Below are 19,347 nucleotides of genomic sequence, written 5' to 3' on the forward strand. Positions count from 1 at the left end.
TAGCATAAAGACATACAAAAAAGGCCATCAATGGCCTTTTTACTTGTCCTGTTTTCGTAAATCAGCTAGAATTTCCTGAGCAGCAGCGAGGTTGAAAGTCTTCTTAGCTGTTAAGCGACGGACTACAGCAGCAATTTCTTCGTCCTGGGCTCCAGCTTGTAATGCTAAAGATTTGGCTTGCAATTTCATATGTCCTGCTTGGATACCAGTGCTGACTAGGGCTTTGAGGGCAGCGAAGTTTTGTGCCAATCCGGCCGATACGATGAGGGAAGCCAATTCCTTAGCCTGAGGCTGCCCCAGAAAGTCAAAGCTGGCTGTTACTGCGGGATTGAGGCCGATGGAACCTCCCTTAGTTGCAATGGGCATGGGCAGGGTCATCTGACCATGAAGCTGGCGTTTGTCTGGGTCTGCCGTCCAAGTAGAGAGGCCGCGGTAGCTTCCTTCTCGGCTGGCATAGGCATGGGCACCAGCTTCTACAGCTCTCCAGTCATTTCCAGTAGCCAGCACCAAAGCATCAATTCCATTAAAGATGCCTTTATTGTGGGTAGCTGCTCGGTAAGGATCAACCTGGGCTAATTTGCTAGCCAGCTGCATCTTATCCGCAAGAAGTTCCGCCTCAGCCTTATCGCGGCTGAGAAAGCGATAGTCGATGACACAGCGGGCTGTCACCAAGCTATCTGTTGCATAGTTTGACAGGATAGCCATCAGACTCTTACCGCCAGTCAGCTCTTCCAGAGGAAGGGTGAGGGCCTCCAGCATGGTGTTGAGCATATTGGCTCCCATGGCTTCCTGCGTATCCACAGATAGATAAAAAATGAGGAAGTCATCCTTTTGCTCCAGCCAGAGATTTCTAGCACCGCCACCACGAGCAACAATCGATGGATAGGCTTGGTTAGCCTGCTCTAGCAACTCTTTCTTTTTTTTGAGAACATCTGTGATGGCTTGGTCTGTATCATCAACCTGATAGAGGGCGATTTGCCCAATCATCTGGCGTTTGTGAACCTCGGTTTCAAATCCGCCTGAACGTTTGATAATCTTAGCGGCAAAGCTAGCTGCTGCCACCACAGATGGCTCTTCCGTCACAAAAGGAACTTGATAGCTTTTGCCATCCACCAGAAAGTCTGGCACCAGAGAGTAGGGCAGGGCCAGAGTGGCCACTACATTTTCGCTCATCTGATTGGCTGTTTCCAGAGTCAAAGTCTGCTGACTGTCTAGTAGCTGCCAATGTTCATCTTGTAATAGTCCCTTTTCTTTCAGCATCTGCAGCCGTTGAGCAGGAGTTTTTTTGGAAAATCCAGTCCAGTTTACTTTCATGATGATTTCTCAACTTTGATGTACTTACGCTGATGCTCTGCAATTTCAGTCAGAGCAAAGCTTTGGTTTTCATAGCCAGAGAAGCTGGCATTGCCTTTCGCATCCAGCTCAGCTTCTTCAAAAAAGATGCGCTCGTAGTCAGCAATGGAAAGAGCCTGACGCTGGTCTAATTCCTCTAGGCGTGTCTTGGATAGATGCTTTTCATAGCCCTCTACCAAATTGGCACTAAAGATTTCAGAGACAGCTCCGCTGCCATAGCCGAAGAGAGCAATCCGATCGCCAACCTTGAGGTTGTCAGAGTTTTCTAAGAGAGAAAGAAGACCTAGGAAGAGGGAGCCTGTATAGATATTTCCAACTTTTTGGCTGTAGAGAATAGAGGCTTCAAAGTTCTCTCTAAGCTGGTCTTGCTGCTCTTGGGGCAGGCTTTTATCCATGATTTTATTAAGGCCTTTGAGGGCCAGTTTTGGATAAGGCAGGTGGAAGCAGTAGGCCGCAAAATCTTTGAGAGCCAGCTTGTGGCGTTTTTGGTACTCCGTCCAAGTTGTCTTTAAGCTATCCAGATATTGCTGGGTTGAATAGAGCCCGTTGACATAAGGCGTTGTCGAGTAATTTGGGCGCCAAAAATCCATGACATCGCGTGTCTGAGCTACGTTATCATCATTGAAAGCGAGGATACGAGGATTGCTGCTAATTAGCATAGAAATAGCTCCCGCTCCCTGAGTTGGTTCGCCAGGTGTGTTAATGCCATACTTGGCAATGTCGCTAGCTAACACCAAAACTTTGCTGTCTGGATGTTTTTCAATATGGAGCTTGGCATAGTCCAGTGCAGCAGTAGCTCCATAGCAGGCTTCCTTAATTTCAAAGCTGCGGGCAAAAGGCTGGATACCCAAAAGGCCGTGGACAAAAACGGCTGCCGCCTTGCTCTGGTCAATCCCTGACTCAGTAGCCACGATGACCATATCAATCTTTTCTTTGTCCTCTGTTGTCAGGATGGGCTCTGCTGCCGCTGCTCCCAAGGTAACAATATCCTCAGTCAGAGGAGCAATGCTTAGTTCCTTGAGTAAGAGCCCCTTGCTAAGCTTTTCAGGGTCAGTCCCACGGGCTGCCGCTAAATCATTTAATTTTAAGACATAATTACTGGTCGCAAAACCGATTTTGTCGATTCCGATTGTCATTATAAGACCTCTTTAAATCCTTTTATTCTAGTATATTCCGAAGACTATTTTACCATACTTAGGAATAAAACTCTTACAAAAACATCTAATCTCAGCTAAATCAGGCTTAAGATGTATTTTCCAAAATAAAAACAGCAGATGGCTCTACTGTTTGTTTGCTGTGAGTTTGGTTTGGCGCTTTTTTAAATAGTGATAGAGCTTGAGTACGACAGTGCCGCTGGCCATGCCAATTGAGATGACCAAGGCCAGAATGACGACCAGAGTGGCGTGAATCATGGCCTGGCTGTAGTCACCAGTGACAAAGAAAGCAGTCGTCCGATAGGAAATGTAGCCTGGGACCAAGGGCGCTAGAATGGCCAAAATAAAAACAACAGCAGGCGTTTTGTAGATAATGCTGAGAATTTGGCTGATACAGGAACCAATGATAGCAGCCACAAAGGTTGCTATGATGACGTTGGTCGGTCCTTTGAGCAGGAGATAGAGCAGCCAAATAGCCATGCCCAGTACTCCACCGGGAATCAGCATACTGCGCTGAACATTTAAAACGATTAAAAAAGTAATAATGGCCAGTAGGCTGGCAACTGCTTGCAGTAAGAAAGTCAAGATTGTCATAGGCTTATTTCATAATAAGGAGGGCGACAGAGGTACCTGCACCGAGAGCAAGAGTGATGAGGAGCGATTCAAAGAGCTTGCTCATCCCAGAGTTGATATGGTTAGTCATGATGTCACGCACAGAGTTGGTCAGAGCAATGCCGGGCACAAAAGGCATGACAGAACCCGCAATAATCAAATCATCTGTGGAGTTAAAACCAGAATAGCGTGTCCAGATATGAGCCAGCAGTCCGAAGACAAAGGCTCCAGCAAAAGCTGTCACAAAAGGAATGCGGATATACTTGTCAACATACAAAGAGAAGGCAAAGCCAAAGAAGGTAGCAATGGCAGCCCCCAAAGCATCGTAGAAATTTCCACCAAACATGATGGAGAAGAAAGGAGCACTGAGCGTTGCCGCAGCAATCAGCTGCTTGTTGTTATAAGGCAGCTCCTTAACTTTGAGGCGATTCAGCTCATCAAAAGCCTCCTGAAGGCTGATTTCTCCTGTTACCAACTGACGGGAGACCTGATTGACATCGCAGACCTTCTCAATGTTGTAGTTAGTCTTGAGGTTGCGCTTCATCCGTGAGACATTTGTATTTTCAATCGAAAAGAAAATAGCCACTGGCATTGCTAAGGCATTGCAGTCGATTATCCCTTGCGAATGAGCGATACGAATCATGGTATCTTCTACCCGATAGGTCTCGGATCCGCTCTGCAGCAGCAGAGTTCCGGCTAGCATGATAACATCTACTGCCAGATTGAAATCTTTGGCTTCTTCCCTGATACCTTTCTCTGTCATTTCCCCAGTCCTTTTCCTAGTATAGCAATAGAACCATTATACCATAAAGCCTCTTAAAAATATCATCAAGTTAGCAGTCATTTGGACTCATAGATACAAAAAAAGAAGATTGGAAATCCCCAATCTTCTTTCAAATGGTTTGTAAGTCTTTAGTCGTTTATTAGCTCAAAGCATCGTCCATAGAGAGTACTTCGTGGAAGACACGTTGCGTCAATTCAGTCTTTTGCTCTGGAGTCAAGTACTTAGTGTTTACACAGTAACCTGAGATACGAACGATAACGTCTTCGCCAGACATAATCTTGTCGTAAACATCCTTCAAGTCCATAACGTTCAAGTTAACGTGCTGACCACCGTTTTCGAAGTAGCCATCCAGGATAGTAACCAAGTTGTCTACTTGTTCGTCGTGAGTCTTACCAAGCGCACGAGGTGATACTTGAGTTGTCAATGAGATACCGTCAGCTGCGTAACTGAAGTCCAAGCTAGCAAGAGAGTTCAAGTTTTGCAACCAGCCACCTTTTGCCTTGTTAGATGGGTTAGCACCTGGTGAGAAGAACTCCAATTTAGACAAGTTTACGCTACCATCTTCGTTGAGGTAAACTCCTTTGTGGACTGGAGAGTTACCGGTTTGTTTAGAGTAAGCAACGTTAGATGTGATAGTCAAGAGTGATACTGTTGCTTCAGCGTTCTTGTAAAGTTTGTGGCTGCGCAGACGAGTTGTATAAGCTTCTACCAACCATTCAGCCAGTTCGTTTGAGCGAGGATCATCTTCACCCCAACGTGGATATTCTCCGATTGTTTCATAGTCGTAGATATAGCCATTTTCGTCGCGGATTGGCTTAACAGTTGCGTACTTGATAGCAGACAAGGTATCAACAGTGTTGGCAAACCCACAGATACCGAATCCCATGTTAGCACGTTGGTAAGTTGGCAAGAAGGCCATTTGAACAGCTTCGTAGTTGTACTTGTCAGTCATGTAGTGGATGATGTTCAAGGCGTCTACATAAGTGTCAGTCAACCAGTCCAGAGATTTTTCAAAGTTCGCCTTAACTGATTCGAACTCAAGAACTTCGTCACGGATAGGCTCGATGTCAAATACCTTGTAGTCTTTATGAACATCGTCGTAACCGCCGTTGAGACCTGTCAGAAGGGCTTTCAGCACGTTTACACGAGCACCGAAGTATTGGATGTTGTGGCGTTGCTCTTCATTTTCAGGGTCAAGTGGAGATACACAACATGAGATACAGCTCATTTCACCGTAGCCGTCTTTAGCCATTGTTGTTACACCTTCGTATTGGATAGAAGAGTGTTTGTGGCTCATATGCATACAGTAGCGACGGAATGAGTATGGAAGTTTGTCAGTCCAGAGAACAGTCAAGTTTGGCTCTGGAGAGTTACCAATGTTGTCAAGTGTGTTAAGGAAACGGTAGTCCATCTTTGTAACACGGTGACGGCCGTCGTTACCCATACCTGCCATAGAAGTAGTGATGAAGGTTGGGTCACCAGAGTAAAGTTGGTCGTAAGCTTTCGTACGAGCAAACTTCACTGTACGAAGTTTCATAACGAAATCATCAACAAATTCTTGGATTTCTGATTCAGTGTAAGTACCGCGAGCCAAGTCACGTTCTGCGTAGATGTCAAGAACGATAGGCACACGTCCAAGAGAAGTAGCAGCACCGTTGATGACACGGCAGACAGCCATGAAGGCGATGTTAGTCCATTGGATAGCTTCTTTAACGTCAAAAGCAGGACGGCGAACATCTACTCCGTAAAGGTCACCAAGTTTTACAACTTCACCAAGTGCTTGGTATTGCAGGTTGATTTCTTCGCGCAGACGGATTGTTTCTTCGTCAATCTCAGTCAAACCGTTCCAGTCGCGAACTTTTTCAGCCATGAGGTAGTCAGCTCCATAAAGAGCAAGACGTGCGTAAACCCCGATGATACGTCCGCGTGAGTAAGCATCTGGGAGACCAGTTACAGTGTGGGCGTGACGAGCACGGCGGATGTTAGAAGTGTAAGCACGGAAGATACCGTCATTTACCGTTGTAACATATTTAGTAAAGATTTCATGAACAGCAGGATCTGGTTCGTATCCATTTTCTTTCAAAGTAGTTTCAGCCATGCGGATACCACCTTTTGGCATGAAGTTCAATTTGAAGAGTTCATCATTTTGGATACCGTAAATCAGTTCGTTGTCCTTGTCAATGTAACCAGCGTCGATATCAGCGATAGATGCTGGACGAGTGTCCATTGGGAAACGAGTTTCTTCGTAGTGAGCTTTCGTTTCTTCTACGATTTTCTTGATGTGGAGTGAGCGCTCAGTAGGACCTGCCAAGAAGCTTTCATCTCCATCATAAGGTGTGTAGTTAGCTTGAACGAAGCGAGAAACACTTGCTTTCTCTTTCCAGTCTTCACCTTTGAAGCCTTCCCAAGCTTTGTCAAAAATATCTTGAGCTTCAACAACTGTTTTTACAACCATTTGATTTTCCTCTTTATTCTAGCAACATAAACTGTTACATTTATAAGTAAAGTATATCATACGGTAATCGGTTTCACAAACCATTTTCGGCAGAAAGAAAGACTTTCTTTTATAATACAGAAAGTAAAAAGTCGCGGATGTGTACTATAGATTTGAAAAACATAACTCTTTTCAAATATTTTGGAAAAATGGGTAAAAAAGTTATAATAAAAGTAATTAAAATGTCATACAAAAATTGCTGACGAAGAATCTTACGTTTAAAATACTTTTTACAAGAACGAAAAACTGTTTCAGATTTATTTGAGCAAAATGGGCTGACTTTGTGAAAGCTTGTAAGCTGAGATTGATGGTAGGAGAAAGGAGGAAGGCATGCTGATTTTTCCACTGACTAACGATACATCTAGGAAGATTATCCACATTGATATGGACGCTTTTTTCGCTTCGGTGGAAGAGCGGGATAATCCTAAGTTAAAGGGGCATCCGGTCATCATCGGCAGCGATCCCCGATTGACTGGCGGGCGTGGTGTCGTCTCCACCTGCAATTATGAGGCCAGAAAGTTCGGAGTTCATTCGGCTATGAGCTCCAAGGAAGCCTATGAGCGTTGCCCCCAGGGCATTTTTATCTCGGGGAATTACGAAAAATATCAGGCGGTCGGCTTGCAAATCCGAGAGATTTTCAAACGCTATACGGACTTGATTGAGCCCATGAGCATTGACGAGGCTTATCTGGATGTAACGGAAAACAAGCTTGGGATTAAATCCGCAGTCAAAATAGCCAAGCTGATTCAGCACGATATCTGGAATGAACTCCATCTGACAGCTTCGGCAGGCGTTTCTTATAATAAGTTTCTGGCCAAGATTGCCAGCGACTATGAGAAACCTCATGGTCTGACTGTTATTCTACCTGAGGAAGCTGAGGCCTTTCTGGCGCCTATGGATATTGCTAAGTTTCATGGGGTCGGCAAGAAAAGCGTTGAAAAACTGCATGAAATGGGAGTTTATACTGGTGCAGATCTGCTCAAGATACCGGAAATGACTTTAATTGATAAGTTTGGTCGCTTTGGTTTTGATCTTTATCGTAAAGCGCGTGGCATCAGTAATAGTCCAGTCAAGTCCAATCGCATCCGTAAGTCGATTGGGAAGGAGCGAACCTATGCCAAACTACTCTATAGTGAGGAGGATATCAAGAAAGAGCTGACCCTGCTGGCTCAGAAAGTAGAAAATAGCTTGACTAAGCATGATAAGAAAGGACGAACCATCGTTCTGAAAATCCGCTATGCTGATTTCTCCACCTTGACTAAAAGGAAAAGTTTGAATCTAGCCACTCGAGACAAGGAGCAAATCGAGCGAACTGTGCATGAGATATACGATAGCTTGGAAGAGCAACCACGAGGTATCCGACTGCTAGGACTGACAGTGACGGGGTTTGAATAAAGATAAAGGCTTGGTTCGTTACCGAGCTTTTTAGATATATTTTTTAGTATGAGAGAGTTGCTTGTGACGAGTTTCTAATTTGTCTGATGATTTTCATTAACTAAAAATAATCTTTTTTGAAAAAATACTGGATACAGTTTTCTGTGTCTGTTATACTGAGTTTATAAAAGATAAATTGTAAAATATAGTGCAACAAAAAACCCATAGGTTCTCAAATCGTGTAAACTGTAAGTAACCACACAAACAGACACGAGGAGATCCTATGGGCTACTTACATATTACCATAATTGATCAGCTAAAGATAGAAGCATATCTTGAAGCAGGTTTTAATCTGTCCTATATTGCAACTAAGTTAGGTTTTCACCGTTCATCAATTAGCCGAGAAATCAAACGGTGTCCAAATAAATATTCTGCCGAAGAAGCACAAAGGCAATATGAGGAATTATCTAGACTTAAGGGAAGGAAAACTGCATGTACTTCACAGATGAAGAAAGATATAGAAGGTCATTTAAAAGCATCTTGGTCACCCGAGCAGATTCATGGGCGTTATCAGTACGAAAATAAGCCAATCGTATCGTTTAAAACGATTTATAATTGGATATATAATGGACAACTCGAAGTTAGTGTAGAGACGTTAAGACGAAAAGGTAAAACACGTGAACCTCATGAGACTAGAGGGAAATTCATTATTGGTAAACCTATTTCCAAACGACCTAAAGAAGTGAAGAGTAGGCAAAATTTCGGTCATTGGGAATTAGATACCATGTTTTCTTCCAGAGGGAAAAGCAAAGGATGCTTGGCTACATTTGTAGAGCGAAAAACACGTTTTTATCTTGCATTTAAAATACCTGACCGATCAGCTAGATCAATGTTTTCAGCCATAGAAACACTTCTGAAGATTTTTCCTAAGAACTTTTTAAAAACATTTACATCAGACAGAGGAAAAGAATTTGCTTGTTATCCTCAAGTGGAAGCTTTAGGGATAGACTTTTACTTTGCGGACGCTTATTCATCTTGGCAAAGAGGAAGTAATGAAAACTCAAATGGTTTGCTTAGAGAATATTTTCCTAAGAGGACTAATCTAACCGACATTACTGATGAATCGTTAGTAAATGCTTTACTTGCTATAAATCACCGTCCAAGAAAATGCTTAGGTTACAAAACAGCATTTGAGGCACTTATGGATGAATTTTAGATTTGTTGCACTTTTTATTGCAATTTATCACATAATAAAGCTAGACTGAGGCATTTTTGTCCCAATCTTTTTTATTTTAGTGAAAAACTTTAGAAATATTTTAGAATTTCTTGAGAAATATCTGAAGTTTGGAGGCTATACTAGAAAGTGCAAGGGGGAGAGAAAAGAGCTGGAAGCAACAGGACAGCTGATAGAAAACTTTAGTTTTTCTTTAAGTGTGACTCTAGACCAGATCACTTTTAAAAGCAGACTGAAAGACCTTATTCTCTCCTCTTGCGGCAAATTTTTCCAGACCTTCAGTTTTCTGTTGATGAGGAAAAAAGAATATGTTAAAGTAAATGAGTAAAATAAAAAAGTCAATTATATGTTGCTTAATATATAAGGAGGAACTCATGAAGAAAAGAACGAAAATCATTCTAACTTCTACGTTGACTGTGACCGGCCGTCTAACGGTGTGTTTTATGAGCTGAACGAGCAGGTCAAGGATAAGATGAAGGCGGATTTTAAAAATCTGAGTTTCAAAACAGGCAATCATCTGAAAGACTGAGAGTAAAGGATGCTTTTGTCCAGTTTTCGGATGACTTTTCACAATTCTACATTTGATAAGGAGTTATCGTATGAACAAACAAACACATGTTGGGCCAGAACCCAAGCATATTTGGCCTTTCTTAGCTTGGACCTTTGGTATTAGCTGGGGTGCCTGCCTGATTCTGTATATTTTATCTGCCCTGAAGCTGACCAGCGTGGCTGAGCCTTTGGGCTTTGCTCTCTTTTTCATCGCTGGCTCCGGACCGACCTTGGGAACTTTTATCAGCCTCAAAATTTCTCATCCTAAGAAGATGCTGGACTTTATCTTTTCTCATGCTAAGGGCTGGTGGATTTATATGCTGGCCTTCTGTCTGGTTCGGGTTTTGACCCTTTTTATCGCCAATCCTGTATTACCGCCGCTCAATGCCGTTCTGATGTTTCCTCTGGGCTGGACCTATGTCACCTTTTTTGGAGGCGGGAACGAAGAGCTGGGCTGGCGGGGCCTCCTGCAGCCGGCTCTGGAGAAAAAATTCTGCTTCCCTCTGGCAACTGTCATCACGGCTCTGGTCTGGGTGGCCTGGCATCTGCCCCTCTGGCTGATTCAGGGAACAAGTCAAAGTCAGGTTTCTTTGCCCTTCTATCTCTCCTTTGGTATCTTGCTCTGTTTCTGTCAGGCGGTTCTCTACAAGCAGACGGCCTCTGTCTTTGCCTGCATGGTCTTTCACGGCTGCATTAACTTTGCTCAGGCGACGATTGTCGGCAGTGCTACAAATGGCGGAAGGTATCTCAGCTTCCAGGCTGCTAATCTGATCATGACCGCCCTGCTGGTCGGCTGGTGGTATTGGAAGGGCAACCGGAAAGGAGTTCAGAAAGATGCAGGCTAAAAATCTTGGCAATCGCTCTTCTGCCAAAGAAAAAGGAGTAATCATATGAAAACACAAACACATGTAGAGCCAGAGACAAGGCATATCCTGCCCTTTCTGGCCTGGACTTTTGGCATCAGCTGGTCTGCCTGGCTGGCTTCGGCTTTCCTGAGGATTCCTATTATTTCCCAGGTCCTAACCATCGCTGGTGCTTTTGGCCCGGCCATTGGAGCCAAACTAGTCTTAGGAAAATCGTTCAAGGAGCTCTTGGCTTCTATCGGATCGGCCCGAAAAAGGACTTGGGTCCATCTCTTGATTTTGACAATTCTTTATACCATTTCCATAGTCTTTTGGAGCCCGCTCCTGCCTGGTTTTAGCCTTCTCAGGATTGCCCTGATTTTTCTCATGACGACTCTTCTGACAGGCGGCAATGAAGAGATTGGTTGGCAGGGCTTCCTGCAGCCAAGTCTGGAGAAGATCCTGCCCTTCCCTTTGGCAACTGTAGCAACTGGGTTAATCTGGGCTGTCTGGCATCTGCCCCTCTTCTTTACCCCCGGCAGCAGTCAGGCAGGGACTTCTTTTCTAGTCTTTACTGCCGCCTGCCTGCTCGCCCGTTTCTGGCTGGCGGCTCTTTACAAGGTCAGTCAGTCTGTCCTCTATTGTGTCCTCTTTCATGGGCTCATTAATACTATTGGTGAAGGCATCTTTGTAGGCAAGGGAACGGAAAACCCCCTCTTTTTCCTAGGCTATATCTTGATGGCGGCTTACAGTATCTATCTTTGGTATCAAAGGGATCAGCAAGACAAGGCTTAAAGATATTTTTATGATTTTGTATTTCTCCGGCTTTTTTGGTAGAATAAAGCTATACTAGAAACAAAGGGGGACAGAATGGCGCAGCGAAAAGACAAATCCCAGGCCATGAGAGAAAAAATTTTAAATACAGCAACCCAGCTCTTTATCCAAAAGGGGTCCGAAAAGACCAGTATGCAGGATATTGCTCAGACGGCGGGCATCTCCAAGGGGGCTATCTATCATCATTTCAAGTCAAAAGATGAGATTGTCTTTGCGGTGATTAGGAGCCGGCAGGAGCTGATGGAAGAAGAGATGAAGCAGTGGCTCAAGGCTACGGAAAATCTGACTGGCAGAGAGCAGCTGCAGACCATCCTCAAGTCTAATCTGGAAAGTCAGACAGCCCGGGCTACGGACGGCATTGTGGGTGAGTATGAGAAGGACGCGGGCTTTATTTTGACCATGATGCGGGACAATCTGCGGATAGGCGCCCCTGTGGTCAGTGACATTATCAAAAAAGGGATGGCAGATGGCTCCCTTCAGACCCAGTATCCGGACCAGGCTGCAGAAGTTTTTCTGCTGCTGGTGAATTTTTGGATGCATGGGACCGTTTTTGAAAGCGATCCTGAAAAACTGCCAGAACGCTTCCATTTTCTGCAGTTTATGATGACCTCGGTCGGTCTGGATATCTTTACTGACGAGCTCCTGCAGCTCTTTAGCCAGAAAAATAAGGCATAAAAAAAGGCGATAGGACAGAACTAAAAAATTTAATTCTGTCCCAGCCTTTTTATTTATGTGCTGAATATACTGTGGATATCTTCCTCGGTCAGGCCGATTAGGGGGTCAATTTTCTGGAAGTTTTCTTCAGTCAGGACATAGTTTTCCACAGGTGTTTTCATTTTATCCACAGGACTGTGGCCAAGTTCTGGAGGGGACTGAAGGTCTTCAAAACGCTCTCTCAGATAGGTTTTGCGGGCGGTACCGGTGTTTTTGACGGCATAGTCAAAGGCTACTTTTTCCCCAAGTAAGATCAACTTGCTCTTGGCGCGGGTGATAGCAGTGTAGACCAGATTGCGCTGGAGCATGCGGTGGCTGCTGCGGGTGATGGGCAAGATAACCACCGGAAATTCACTGCCCTGAGACTTGTGGATGCTCATAGCGTAGGCCAGGCGGATCTTGTACCATTCACTGCGCTGATAAACAAGTTCATTGCCATCAAAGTCAATGGTCAGCTCGTCCTGCTTGGAGTCGGTGTACTTAGCAAGCAGCAGGTCGCTGATGTAGCCTAAGTCACCGTTGAAGACATTGCTTTCAGCATCATTGACCAAGTGGATAACCCTATCTCCTTGGCGATACTGACAGTCGGGAGTTTCAAAGGTCAATTCATCTTTCTCGACAGGATTGATGAGATTTTGCATGAGATTGTTAATCTGGTCGATGCCGGCTGGCCCCCGATACATAGGTGCTAATACCTGAACATCTTGAGCTGGGATACCGCTGCGAATGGCAGCGCTAGCGATTTTTTCAATCATAGGTGGGATATGCTCATTTCTAGCTTCAAAATATGAGCGGTCCGCTTTTTTCTCTGTAAAATCTGCTGGTAAAATGCCCTTCTGAATCTGGCTGGCCAGTGTGACGATTGTAGACTCTTCGCTCTGCCGATAGATGGTTTCCAGCTTGGTCTGTGGAATAGTCGGTATCTGCAGCAAGTCCGCCAGTACCTGACCTGGACTGACAGAGGGCAGCTGGTCCGCATCTCCAACAATCAAGAGCTTGGTCTGAGAGGAGATATTGCTGATCAGCTGATTAGCCAGCCAAGTGTCCACCATGGAAAATTCATCCACAATGATAAAATCAGCATCCAGATAATCATCCAAATGACTGGTATCATCATCTCCAGTCATTCCCAAGTGGCGGTGGATAGTGGCGCTAGGAAGACCGGTCAATTCATTCATGCGCCGAGCAGCACGTCCGGTCGGAGCTGCTAGCAGAATCGGTAGTTCATTGACCTTTCGCAGGTCCAAACCGCGAAGTTGGGCGTAGACTGCGATGATACAGTTGATAACGGTAGTTTTTCCAGTTCCCGGTCCGCCGGTTAGGATAAAGACTTTCTGATTGATAGCCTGACGGATGGCTTCTTTTTGGATACTGTCATAGGAGATGCCGGAGTTCTCCTCCACTTGCTGGATAGCCGCAGTAATGTTATCTGCGTCAAAGCAGTCTTGCTCTCCTTTTTCCAGCAGACGGACCAGATTACTTTTTATTCCTTCTTCAGCAAAAAATAGGCTGTTTTCAAAAATCTTAGTCTCTACATTTTGGACCTTATCTTCCTCAATCAGATGAGCCAGCTCATCAGCGACTAGACTAGGGTCCAGCTCCACTTGGCGTGAGCTTTCTAAGAGCTCGATGGTATGCTCTAGTAAATCACGAGCTTCGACATAGGTATCTCCCCGCTCCATGGACTGGGTCAGCAGGGTGTGGATAAGGCCAGCCCGAAAACGCTCAGGGGCATCACTTTGGATACCCAGTTCTTCTGCCAGATGGTCAGCGATTTTAAAGCCAATCCCCTGAATATCCTCTACCAGCTGATAGGGATATTTTTCGACAATATCCAGCGTTTCTTCCTTGTAGGTATCCTGGATTTGAAAAGCTAGCTTATTGGGAATGCCGTAGGCTGCCAGCTTGACTAGTACCATCTCAGTTCCGTAGTTGAGTCTTAGCTTGGCGACAAAGGCCTCGCGGTTCTTAGCTGCTAAGCCGTTTATCTGGGTCAGCTTTTCCGGCTCTGCTAAAATCTTGTCAATGGTGTCCTCGCTATCTTCTCCGTATAGTTGGACGATTTTTTGAGCAGTCTTGACCCCGATGCCCTTAAAATGGTCGCTGGAGAAGTATTTTACTAGGCCTTTGCTGCTGGGTTTGGCACGCTCATAGCGGGAAATTTTCAGCTGCTGGCCATATTTGGGATGCTGGACAAGACTGCCCCAAAAGGTGTAGTCTTCGCCTTCCATGACATCTGCCATGGAGCCGGTGACAATGATTTCGAAATCTTCAAAATCTTCAGCATCTGTATCCTCAATATCTAAGAGCAGGATACGGAAAAAGTTGCTGGGATTTTCAAAAATAATCCGTTCAATCGTTCCTGAAAAGTAAAATTCCATAGTTTATAGGTTCTTCTTTTAAAACGAACTCAGCTGAAGTTCAGCTGAGTTCGGTATGCTTAATAGGTCTTAAAGGGCAGCAGAGGCCAGAAGCGGAACTTGGCTTCGCCTTGGATTTGTTTTGCTTTGAAAGCACCAACCTGTCGGCTGTCCTTTGAAACAATCCGGTCGTCACCCAGAAGCAGATATTCATCATCCAGAAGTTTGATGGTGAAGACAGGACTGCCATCTTTGTCAACAGTGAAGGCTTGAGCCTGAGCAGCGAGTTTTCTGAAAAACTCACCATTATCATCATAATCGTCCCCAGTATAAGTGGATTGGAGCTTGTCTTCTTTGAATTTCTTGATGTAATCCGTCAGGTAAGGTTCGTCTGTTTTTTTGCCGTTGATGTAAAGAGTATCATTTTCATACTGAATAGTGTCGCCCGGCATACCGATGACCCGCTTGACAATCTCCTTGGTTGTACCGTTATCATCTGTCTCAGTGGCAACAACGATATCAAATCGGTCAATAGACTGATGTTTGAGGACAAGCAGGTATTCCCCATTAGCTAGCGTAGGGTCCATAGAGTGGCCATCTACCTTTACAGGGGACCAGAGAAAGAGCCGTGACAGGATAATGACAGAGATGAAGAAGAGAAAGAGGCCCCATTCTTTGAGAAATGAGAGGACAGGATTTGATTTTTTCATAGGTTACCTTTCTAGAAGTTTTTGTGCTTTTTCAGTATTTTTAAAGTGGAGTTTAGCAGAATGCTGCAGACCGGCCATTCCATAGGCTTGAAGAATCTGGCTGGCAACATGATCGCTCTTGCTTCCGGCCCCGCTAGGCAGGGTATAGCCTAACTCTTGACTGAGATTTTCTAGATTTTCCAGAAAGAGGTCACGAGCGATAATAGAGCTGACTGCAACAGCTAGGAACTTTCCTTCAGCCTTTTCAATCAGACTTACCGGATTTGGAAAATGGTTTTTTTCCTGCTTTAGGTATTTATTATAGTTTTGCTGGCTGGTAAAGGCATCGATGACGATTTTTTCAGGATTTAGACCTTTTTGCAGCAGTAGGTAAATAGCTTGATTATGTAAGGCTACCTTGACAGAGACGGCGTTGTAGCCAGAAGCGATGACTTCGTTGTACTTCTCTGGCGATAGGAGCAGAGCTTGGTGGGCAATCTTTTCTTTCAAGACAGGTGCCAGTTGGCGAATCTTGCTATCGTTTAAGGTTTTAGAATCACCAACACCCAGTTTTCTCAGAAAGTCGTGCTGGTATGGAGTGACGAAAGAAGCTACGACGGCTAGACCTCCAAAGTAGGAGCCGTTGCCAACCTCATCTGTCCCAATGAGGGCAAAATTCTGAGAAGCAGCACTAGAACTGGCTTTTTCTGGTTGATGGCCAAAAAAGCCAGCGAAGTGAGCAGCTTTTGCCCCTTGAAAAAGAACTTTTCCGGAGCTAAAGACACTGACCGTCGCCTGATCCAGCCGAAAGAAATATTGAATATGCGGGTTCTTGCTGGGAGCCAGCTGGCTCTGATATTTCTCAACAAAAGCCTGAATTTCTTGCTGTTTGGGACTGAGGGTGATACTTTCCATACCCCCTATTGTACCATAAAAAGGAAAAGTCGAAAGTCATAAGATTAAAAATCTTACAAAAATTTTGTAGGAGAGCACCGCTGCTTGCTATGTCAAAAAAGATGAAAAAGAAAGTCCCAGTCTTGTTCCAAGTGTTTTAATAACTGACAAAGGGCTTCTTTTTTGATATAATACAATGAGGTGATTTTATGGCAAATTTGAATCGATATAAATTTACATTTGGAAACAAGACCTTAACTCTAACAACAGAACACGATAATCTCTTTATGGAAGAAGTAGAACGGGTAGCAAAGGAAAAATACAAGGCTATCAAAGAGCAGATGCCTGCGGCAGATGATGAAGTCCTGGCGATTTTGCTGGCTGTCAATAGTCTATCTACTCAGCTGAGCCGCGAGATTGAGTTTGACGACAAGGAAAAAGAACTGGAAGATTTTCGTCACAAAATGCTCAGTGATTTGAGAGAAAAATCGGGTAAATAGAGGAGCAATAATGTTTTCTATTATTATTTTACTAATATTGGCCTGGAGCTTTTATATTGGCTACTCGCGTGGCATTGTTCTGCAGGGCTATTATGCCGCTGCGACCATGGTTTCCATGCTGGTGGCTGGAGCTTTTTATAAGAGCTTGGCCAAGTTTATCAGTCTTTGGGTGCCTTATGCCAGTGCGACTCAGGGCTCTTCGACCTATTTTTTCCCTAGCTCCCAGCTCTTCCAGTTGGACCAGGTTTTTTATGCTGGTTTGGCCTATCTTATTATTTTTACAGCTGTCTACATCCTTGGGCGCTTTTTTGGGATTTTTGCGAATCTGATTCCCTATCCCAATAAGCTGGACACCAAATGGTACAATGTGACCAGCGGAGCCATCGCTGTTTGCATCTCTATTTTTGTTTTGGGAATGTGCCTGACTATTTTAGCGACGGTGCCGATGGAGATGGTTCAGGAGCGGCTTAACAGCAGCTTCATGATTCGCTTTATTGTCAAGTATACCCCTATCACATCCAATATCCTCAAAGATCTCTGGGTGAATCAAGTTATCGGATAAAAGACGACTCAGTTGGCCTGCTAGCTGGGTTCTTTTTTACTAGAAAAGAAAATTATGAACACAAAAATTTTAGAAACCTTAGAATTTAGCAAGATTAAAGAACTGTTTGCTCCCTATCTTTTGACTGAGCAGGGGCAGCTGGAGCTGGGCCTGCTTTTGCCGACCAGTAAGAAGGAGACGGTAGCTTCAGCTTTTCTGGAAATGACAGATATGCAGCAGATTTTTGTGCAGCATCCGCACTTTAGTCTGGCAGCGACTCAGGATATTACTGCCTTGACTAAGCGGTTGGAGCTGGAGAGCGACTTGAATATCGAGGAGTTTTTAGCCCTCAAGCGCGTCTTGGCTGTGACTCAGGAGCTCAAGTCCTTTTATGAGGACTTGGAAAATGTGCACTTGGAAAAGCTGGACCGTCTGTTTGAGAACCTGGCTGTTTTCCCTAAACTGCAAGGAAGTCTGCAGGCTGTTAATGATGGCGGCTTTATTGAAAGCTTTGCCAGCGAAAGTTTGAGCCGCATCCGCCGAAAAATTCAAGAAAATGAAAACCAGGTGCGGGAAATTTTGCAGGAGATTCTCAAAAACAAGGGAGAGATGCTGGCGGATCAGGTAGTGGCTAGCCGGAATGGCCGTAATGTGCTGCCTGTAAAAAATACCTATCGCAACCGTATTGCTGGTGTGGTTCACGATATTTCTGCCAGCGGCAATACCGTCTATATCGAGCCTAGAGCAGTTGTCAATCTCAACGAAGAAATTGCTAGTAGTCGGGCGGACGAACGTTATGAAATTCAGCGGATTTTGCAGGAATTATCGGACCTATTCCGTCCCCATGCAGCTGAAATTGCCAACAATGCTTGGATTATCGGACATCTGGACCTGGTGCGTTCCAAGGCCCGCTTCATGCAGGAGACAGGAGCGGTGGTGCCAGACCTGTCGGAGGAGCAGGATATCCAACTGCTTAGTGTCCGTCATCCCCTGATTGAAAATGCAGTGGCTAATGACTTGTATTTCGGGCCTGATTTGACAGAGATTGTCATTACAGGGCCTAATACGGGTGGTAAGACCATCATGCTGAAGACCTTGGGGTTGGCACAGATTATGGCCCAGTCAGGTCTGCCGATTCTGGCGGATAAGGGCAGCCGCGTCGGAATTTTCAGTCAGATTTCTGCAGACATTGGTGATGAGCAGTCCATTGAGCAGAGTCTGTCAACTTTCTCCAGTCACATGACCAATATCGTCTCTATTTTAGAGCAGGTTGATAGTGAGAGTTTGGTCCTGCTGGATGAGCTGGGAGCTGGGACGGACCCACAGGAGGGTGCAGCTCTGGCTATTGCTATCTTGGAAGATTTGCGGCTAAGGCAGATTAAAACTATGGCGACGACCCACTATCCTGAGCTCAAAGCCTATGGGATTGAGACGGACCGGGTGGAAAATGCCAGCATGGAATTTGATACAGATAGTTTAAGGCCGACCTATCGTTTTATGCAGGGAGTGCCTGGCCGCTCCAATGCCTTTGAAATCGCTCGGCGTTTGGGCTTGTCGGAAGTTATCGTTGGCCATGCCCAAGAGCAGACCAACACAGACAGTGATGTCAATCGGATCATTGATCGCTTAGAGGAGCAGACACTGGAAAGCCGCAAGCGCTTGGATAATATCCGCGAGGTGGAGCAGGAAAATCTCAAATTTAACCGAGCCCTCAAAAAGCTATATAATGAGTTTAACCGAGAAAAGGAAACCGAGCTCAATAAGGCACGGTTGGAAGCCCAGGAAATCGTTGATTTGGCTTTGTCAGAGAGTGAGAGCATTCTCAAAAATCTCCATGATAAGTCCAGTCTCAAACCGCATGAGATTATTGAAGCCAAGACTCAGCTTAAAAAGTTAGCACCAGAAACGGTTGATTTATCAAAGAATAAGGTGCTCAAGCAAGCCAAGAAAAATCGGGCGCCCAAGGTGGGAGATGATATCCTAGTCACCAGCTATGGTCAGCGGGGAACCTTGGTCAAGCAGCTCAAGGACGGCCGTTGGGAAGCTCAGGTCGGTCTTATCAAGATGACTCTAGAAGAGCAGGAATTCAACTTACTAAAAGCTGAAAAGGAGCAGCAGCCTAAGCGCAAGCAGGTCAATGTGGTCAAGCGGGCCAATACTGCTGGACCAAAAGCCAGACTGGATCTGCGGGGCAAACGCTATGAAGAGGCCATGGAAGAGCTTGATGCCTTTATCGATCAGGCCCTCCTCAATAACATGGCTCAGGTGGACATTATCCACGGTATTGGGACCGGCGTCATCCGCGAAGGGGTGACAAAATACCTCCGCCGCAACAAGCACGTCAAGTCCTTCGGCTATGCCCCGCAAAATGCCGGTGGGAGCGGTGCGACGATTGTGATCTTTAAGTAAGAGGCCAGAA

General features: G+C 45.0%; 16 protein-coding genes. 8 read left to right on the forward strand and 8 right to left on the reverse strand.

All coding sequences use genetic code 11. The features are described from left to right. Positions 1 to 39: 39 nt before the first annotated feature. The 5 genes from SSV_RS01290 to pflB all read right to left on the reverse strand — a co-directional run bounded on the left by SSV_RS01290 (position 40) and on the right by pflB (position 6,358). Positions 40 to 1,314 (reverse strand): hydroxymethylglutaryl-CoA reductase, degradative, encoded by a 1,275-nt coding sequence (locus SSV_RS01290; RefSeq protein WP_072073358.1) that lies wholly within the window; start codon positions 1,312 to 1,314, stop codon positions 40 to 42. Further along, the gene (locus SSV_RS01295) at positions 1,311 to 2,489 is read right to left on the reverse strand and encodes a hydroxymethylglutaryl-CoA synthase (protein WP_072073359.1); all 1,179 of its coding nucleotides are present in this window, start codon (positions 2,487 to 2,489) and stop codon (positions 1,311 to 1,313) included. Before SSV_RS01295 ends, SSV_RS01290 begins: the two co-directional genes overlap by 4 nt. Before the next feature lie 144 nt (positions 2,490 to 2,633). Then, a complete protein-coding gene (locus SSV_RS01300; protein ID WP_072073360.1) occupies positions 2,634 to 3,101 on the reverse strand; it encodes a threonine/serine exporter family protein in 468 nt (155 codons plus the stop codon). Between the two features lie 4 nt (positions 3,102 to 3,105). Then, positions 3,106 to 3,882, reverse strand: a complete 777-nt coding sequence (locus SSV_RS01305; protein ID WP_002901514.1) for a threonine/serine exporter family protein — start codon at positions 3,880 to 3,882, stop codon at positions 3,106 to 3,108. Between the two features lie 160 nt (positions 3,883 to 4,042). Beyond that, a complete protein-coding gene (gene pflB / locus SSV_RS01310; protein ID WP_072073361.1) occupies positions 4,043 to 6,358 on the reverse strand; it encodes a formate C-acetyltransferase in 2,316 nt (771 codons plus the stop codon). Between the two features lie 369 nt (positions 6,359 to 6,727). Between pflB and dinB the strand changes: the two genes are divergently transcribed. From dinB to SSV_RS01340, 5 genes are all read left to right on the forward strand, one after another. After that, a complete protein-coding gene (gene dinB, locus SSV_RS01315) occupies positions 6,728 to 7,792 on the forward strand; it encodes a DNA polymerase IV (protein ID WP_072073362.1) in 1,065 nt (354 codons plus the stop codon). A 262-nt stretch (positions 7,793 to 8,054) separates the two neighbouring features. Next, positions 8,055 to 8,987, forward strand: coding sequence for an IS30 family transposase (locus tag SSV_RS01320; RefSeq protein WP_072073363.1), 933 nt, complete (start codon positions 8,055 to 8,057; stop codon positions 8,985 to 8,987). A 617-nt stretch (positions 8,988 to 9,604) separates the two neighbouring features. Then, the gene (locus tag SSV_RS01330) at positions 9,605 to 10,399 is read left to right on the forward strand and encodes a CPBP family intramembrane glutamic endopeptidase (RefSeq protein WP_072073364.1); all 795 of its coding nucleotides are present in this window, start codon (positions 9,605 to 9,607) and stop codon (positions 10,397 to 10,399) included. A 45-nt stretch (positions 10,400 to 10,444) separates the two neighbouring features. Then, positions 10,445 to 11,191 (forward strand): CPBP family intramembrane glutamic endopeptidase, encoded by a 747-nt coding sequence (locus SSV_RS01335; protein ID WP_072073365.1) that lies wholly within the window; start codon positions 10,445 to 10,447, stop codon positions 11,189 to 11,191. Positions 11,192 to 11,266: 75 nt separating this feature from the next. Continuing rightward, positions 11,267 to 11,905 carry a TetR/AcrR family transcriptional regulator gene (locus SSV_RS01340; protein WP_072073366.1) on the forward strand — a complete coding sequence of 213 codons (639 nt, stop codon included), beginning with the start codon at positions 11,267 to 11,269 and terminating at the stop codon, positions 11,903 to 11,905. A 53-nt stretch (positions 11,906 to 11,958) separates the two neighbouring features. On the opposite strand, the gene recD2 is transcribed toward SSV_RS01340, so the two are convergent. From recD2 to rnhC, 3 genes are read right to left on the reverse strand one after another with little or no spacing between them, the layout of a single operon-like run. Next, complete coding sequence (recD2, locus tag SSV_RS01345) at positions 11,959 to 14,325, reverse strand: SF1B family DNA helicase RecD2 (protein ID WP_072073367.1); 2,367 nt, start codon at positions 14,323 to 14,325, stop codon at positions 11,959 to 11,961. A gap of 59 nt (positions 14,326 to 14,384) precedes the next feature. Then, positions 14,385 to 15,014, reverse strand: coding sequence for a signal peptidase I (gene lepB, locus SSV_RS01350; RefSeq protein ID WP_072073368.1), 630 nt, complete (start codon positions 15,012 to 15,014; stop codon positions 14,385 to 14,387). A gap of 3 nt (positions 15,015 to 15,017) precedes the next feature. Then, on the reverse strand, positions 15,018 to 15,908 hold the full coding sequence (rnhC, locus tag SSV_RS01355; protein ID WP_072073369.1) for a ribonuclease HIII: 891 nt from the start codon (positions 15,906 to 15,908) through the stop codon (positions 15,018 to 15,020). Between the two features lie 188 nt (positions 15,909 to 16,096). Here rnhC and SSV_RS01360 point away from each other — a divergent pair, with 188 nt between their 5' ends. The 3 genes from SSV_RS01360 to SSV_RS01370 are packed head-to-tail and all read left to right on the forward strand — an operon-like array spanning position 16,097 to position 19,337. Beyond that, entirely contained in the window at positions 16,097 to 16,387 is a 291-nt protein-coding gene (locus tag SSV_RS01360; RefSeq protein WP_002896593.1) for a hypothetical protein, read from the forward strand. 10 nt (positions 16,388 to 16,397) lie between these two features. Next, the gene (locus SSV_RS01365) at positions 16,398 to 16,949 is read left to right on the forward strand and encodes a CvpA family protein (protein WP_002903748.1); all 552 of its coding nucleotides are present in this window, start codon (positions 16,398 to 16,400) and stop codon (positions 16,947 to 16,949) included. A 54-nt stretch (positions 16,950 to 17,003) separates the two neighbouring features. After that, complete coding sequence (locus SSV_RS01370; RefSeq protein WP_072073370.1) at positions 17,004 to 19,337, forward strand: endonuclease MutS2; 2,334 nt, start codon at positions 17,004 to 17,006, stop codon at positions 19,335 to 19,337. Positions 19,338 to 19,347 lie beyond the last annotated feature (10 nt).

Origin of the sequence: Streptococcus sanguinis (assembly GCF_001078705.1) — a bacterium.
Classification (GTDB): domain Bacteria; phylum Bacillota; class Bacilli; order Lactobacillales; family Streptococcaceae; genus Streptococcus; species Streptococcus sanguinis_D.

Bases quoted from the DNA above. Each gene is read 5' to 3' on its own strand.
- dinB (WP_072073362.1), top strand. From the start codon at position 6,728: ATGCTGATTTTTCCACTGACTAACGATACATCTAGGAAGATTATCCAC.
- SSV_RS01360 (WP_002896593.1), top strand. From the start codon at position 16,097: ATGGCAAATTTGAATCGATATAAATTTACATTTGGAAACAAGACCTTA.
- lepB (WP_072073368.1), bottom strand. From the start codon at position 15,014: ATGAAAAAATCAAATCCTGTCCTCTCATTTCTCAAAGAATGGGGCCTC.
- SSV_RS01300 (WP_072073360.1), bottom strand. From the start codon at position 3,101: ATGACAATCTTGACTTTCTTACTGCAAGCAGTTGCCAGCCTACTGGCC.
- SSV_RS01340 (WP_072073366.1), top strand. From the start codon at position 11,267: ATGGCGCAGCGAAAAGACAAATCCCAGGCCATGAGAGAAAAAATTTTA.
- SSV_RS01305 (WP_002901514.1), bottom strand. From the start codon at position 3,882: ATGACAGAGAAAGGTATCAGGGAAGAAGCCAAAGATTTCAATCTGGCA.
- SSV_RS01330 (WP_072073364.1), top strand. From the start codon at position 9,605: ATGAACAAACAAACACATGTTGGGCCAGAACCCAAGCATATTTGGCCT.
- rnhC (WP_072073369.1), bottom strand. From the start codon at position 15,908: ATGGAAAGTATCACCCTCAGTCCCAAACAGCAAGAAATTCAGGCTTTT.
- recD2 (WP_072073367.1), bottom strand. From the start codon at position 14,325: ATGGAATTTTACTTTTCAGGAACGATTGAACGGATTATTTTTGAAAAT.
- SSV_RS01320 (WP_072073363.1), top strand. From the start codon at position 8,055: ATGGGCTACTTACATATTACCATAATTGATCAGCTAAAGATAGAAGCA.
- SSV_RS01365 (WP_002903748.1), top strand. From the start codon at position 16,398: ATGTTTTCTATTATTATTTTACTAATATTGGCCTGGAGCTTTTATATT.
- pflB (WP_072073361.1), bottom strand. From the start codon at position 6,358: ATGGTTGTAAAAACAGTTGTTGAAGCTCAAGATATTTTTGACAAAGCT.
- SSV_RS01295 (WP_072073359.1), bottom strand. From the start codon at position 2,489: ATGACAATCGGAATCGACAAAATCGGTTTTGCGACCAGTAATTATGTC.
- SSV_RS01290 (WP_072073358.1), bottom strand. From the start codon at position 1,314: ATGAAAGTAAACTGGACTGGATTTTCCAAAAAAACTCCTGCTCAACGG.
- SSV_RS01335 (WP_072073365.1), top strand. From the start codon at position 10,445: ATGAAAACACAAACACATGTAGAGCCAGAGACAAGGCATATCCTGCCC.
- SSV_RS01370 (WP_072073370.1), top strand. From the start codon at position 17,004: ATGAACACAAAAATTTTAGAAACCTTAGAATTTAGCAAGATTAAAGAA.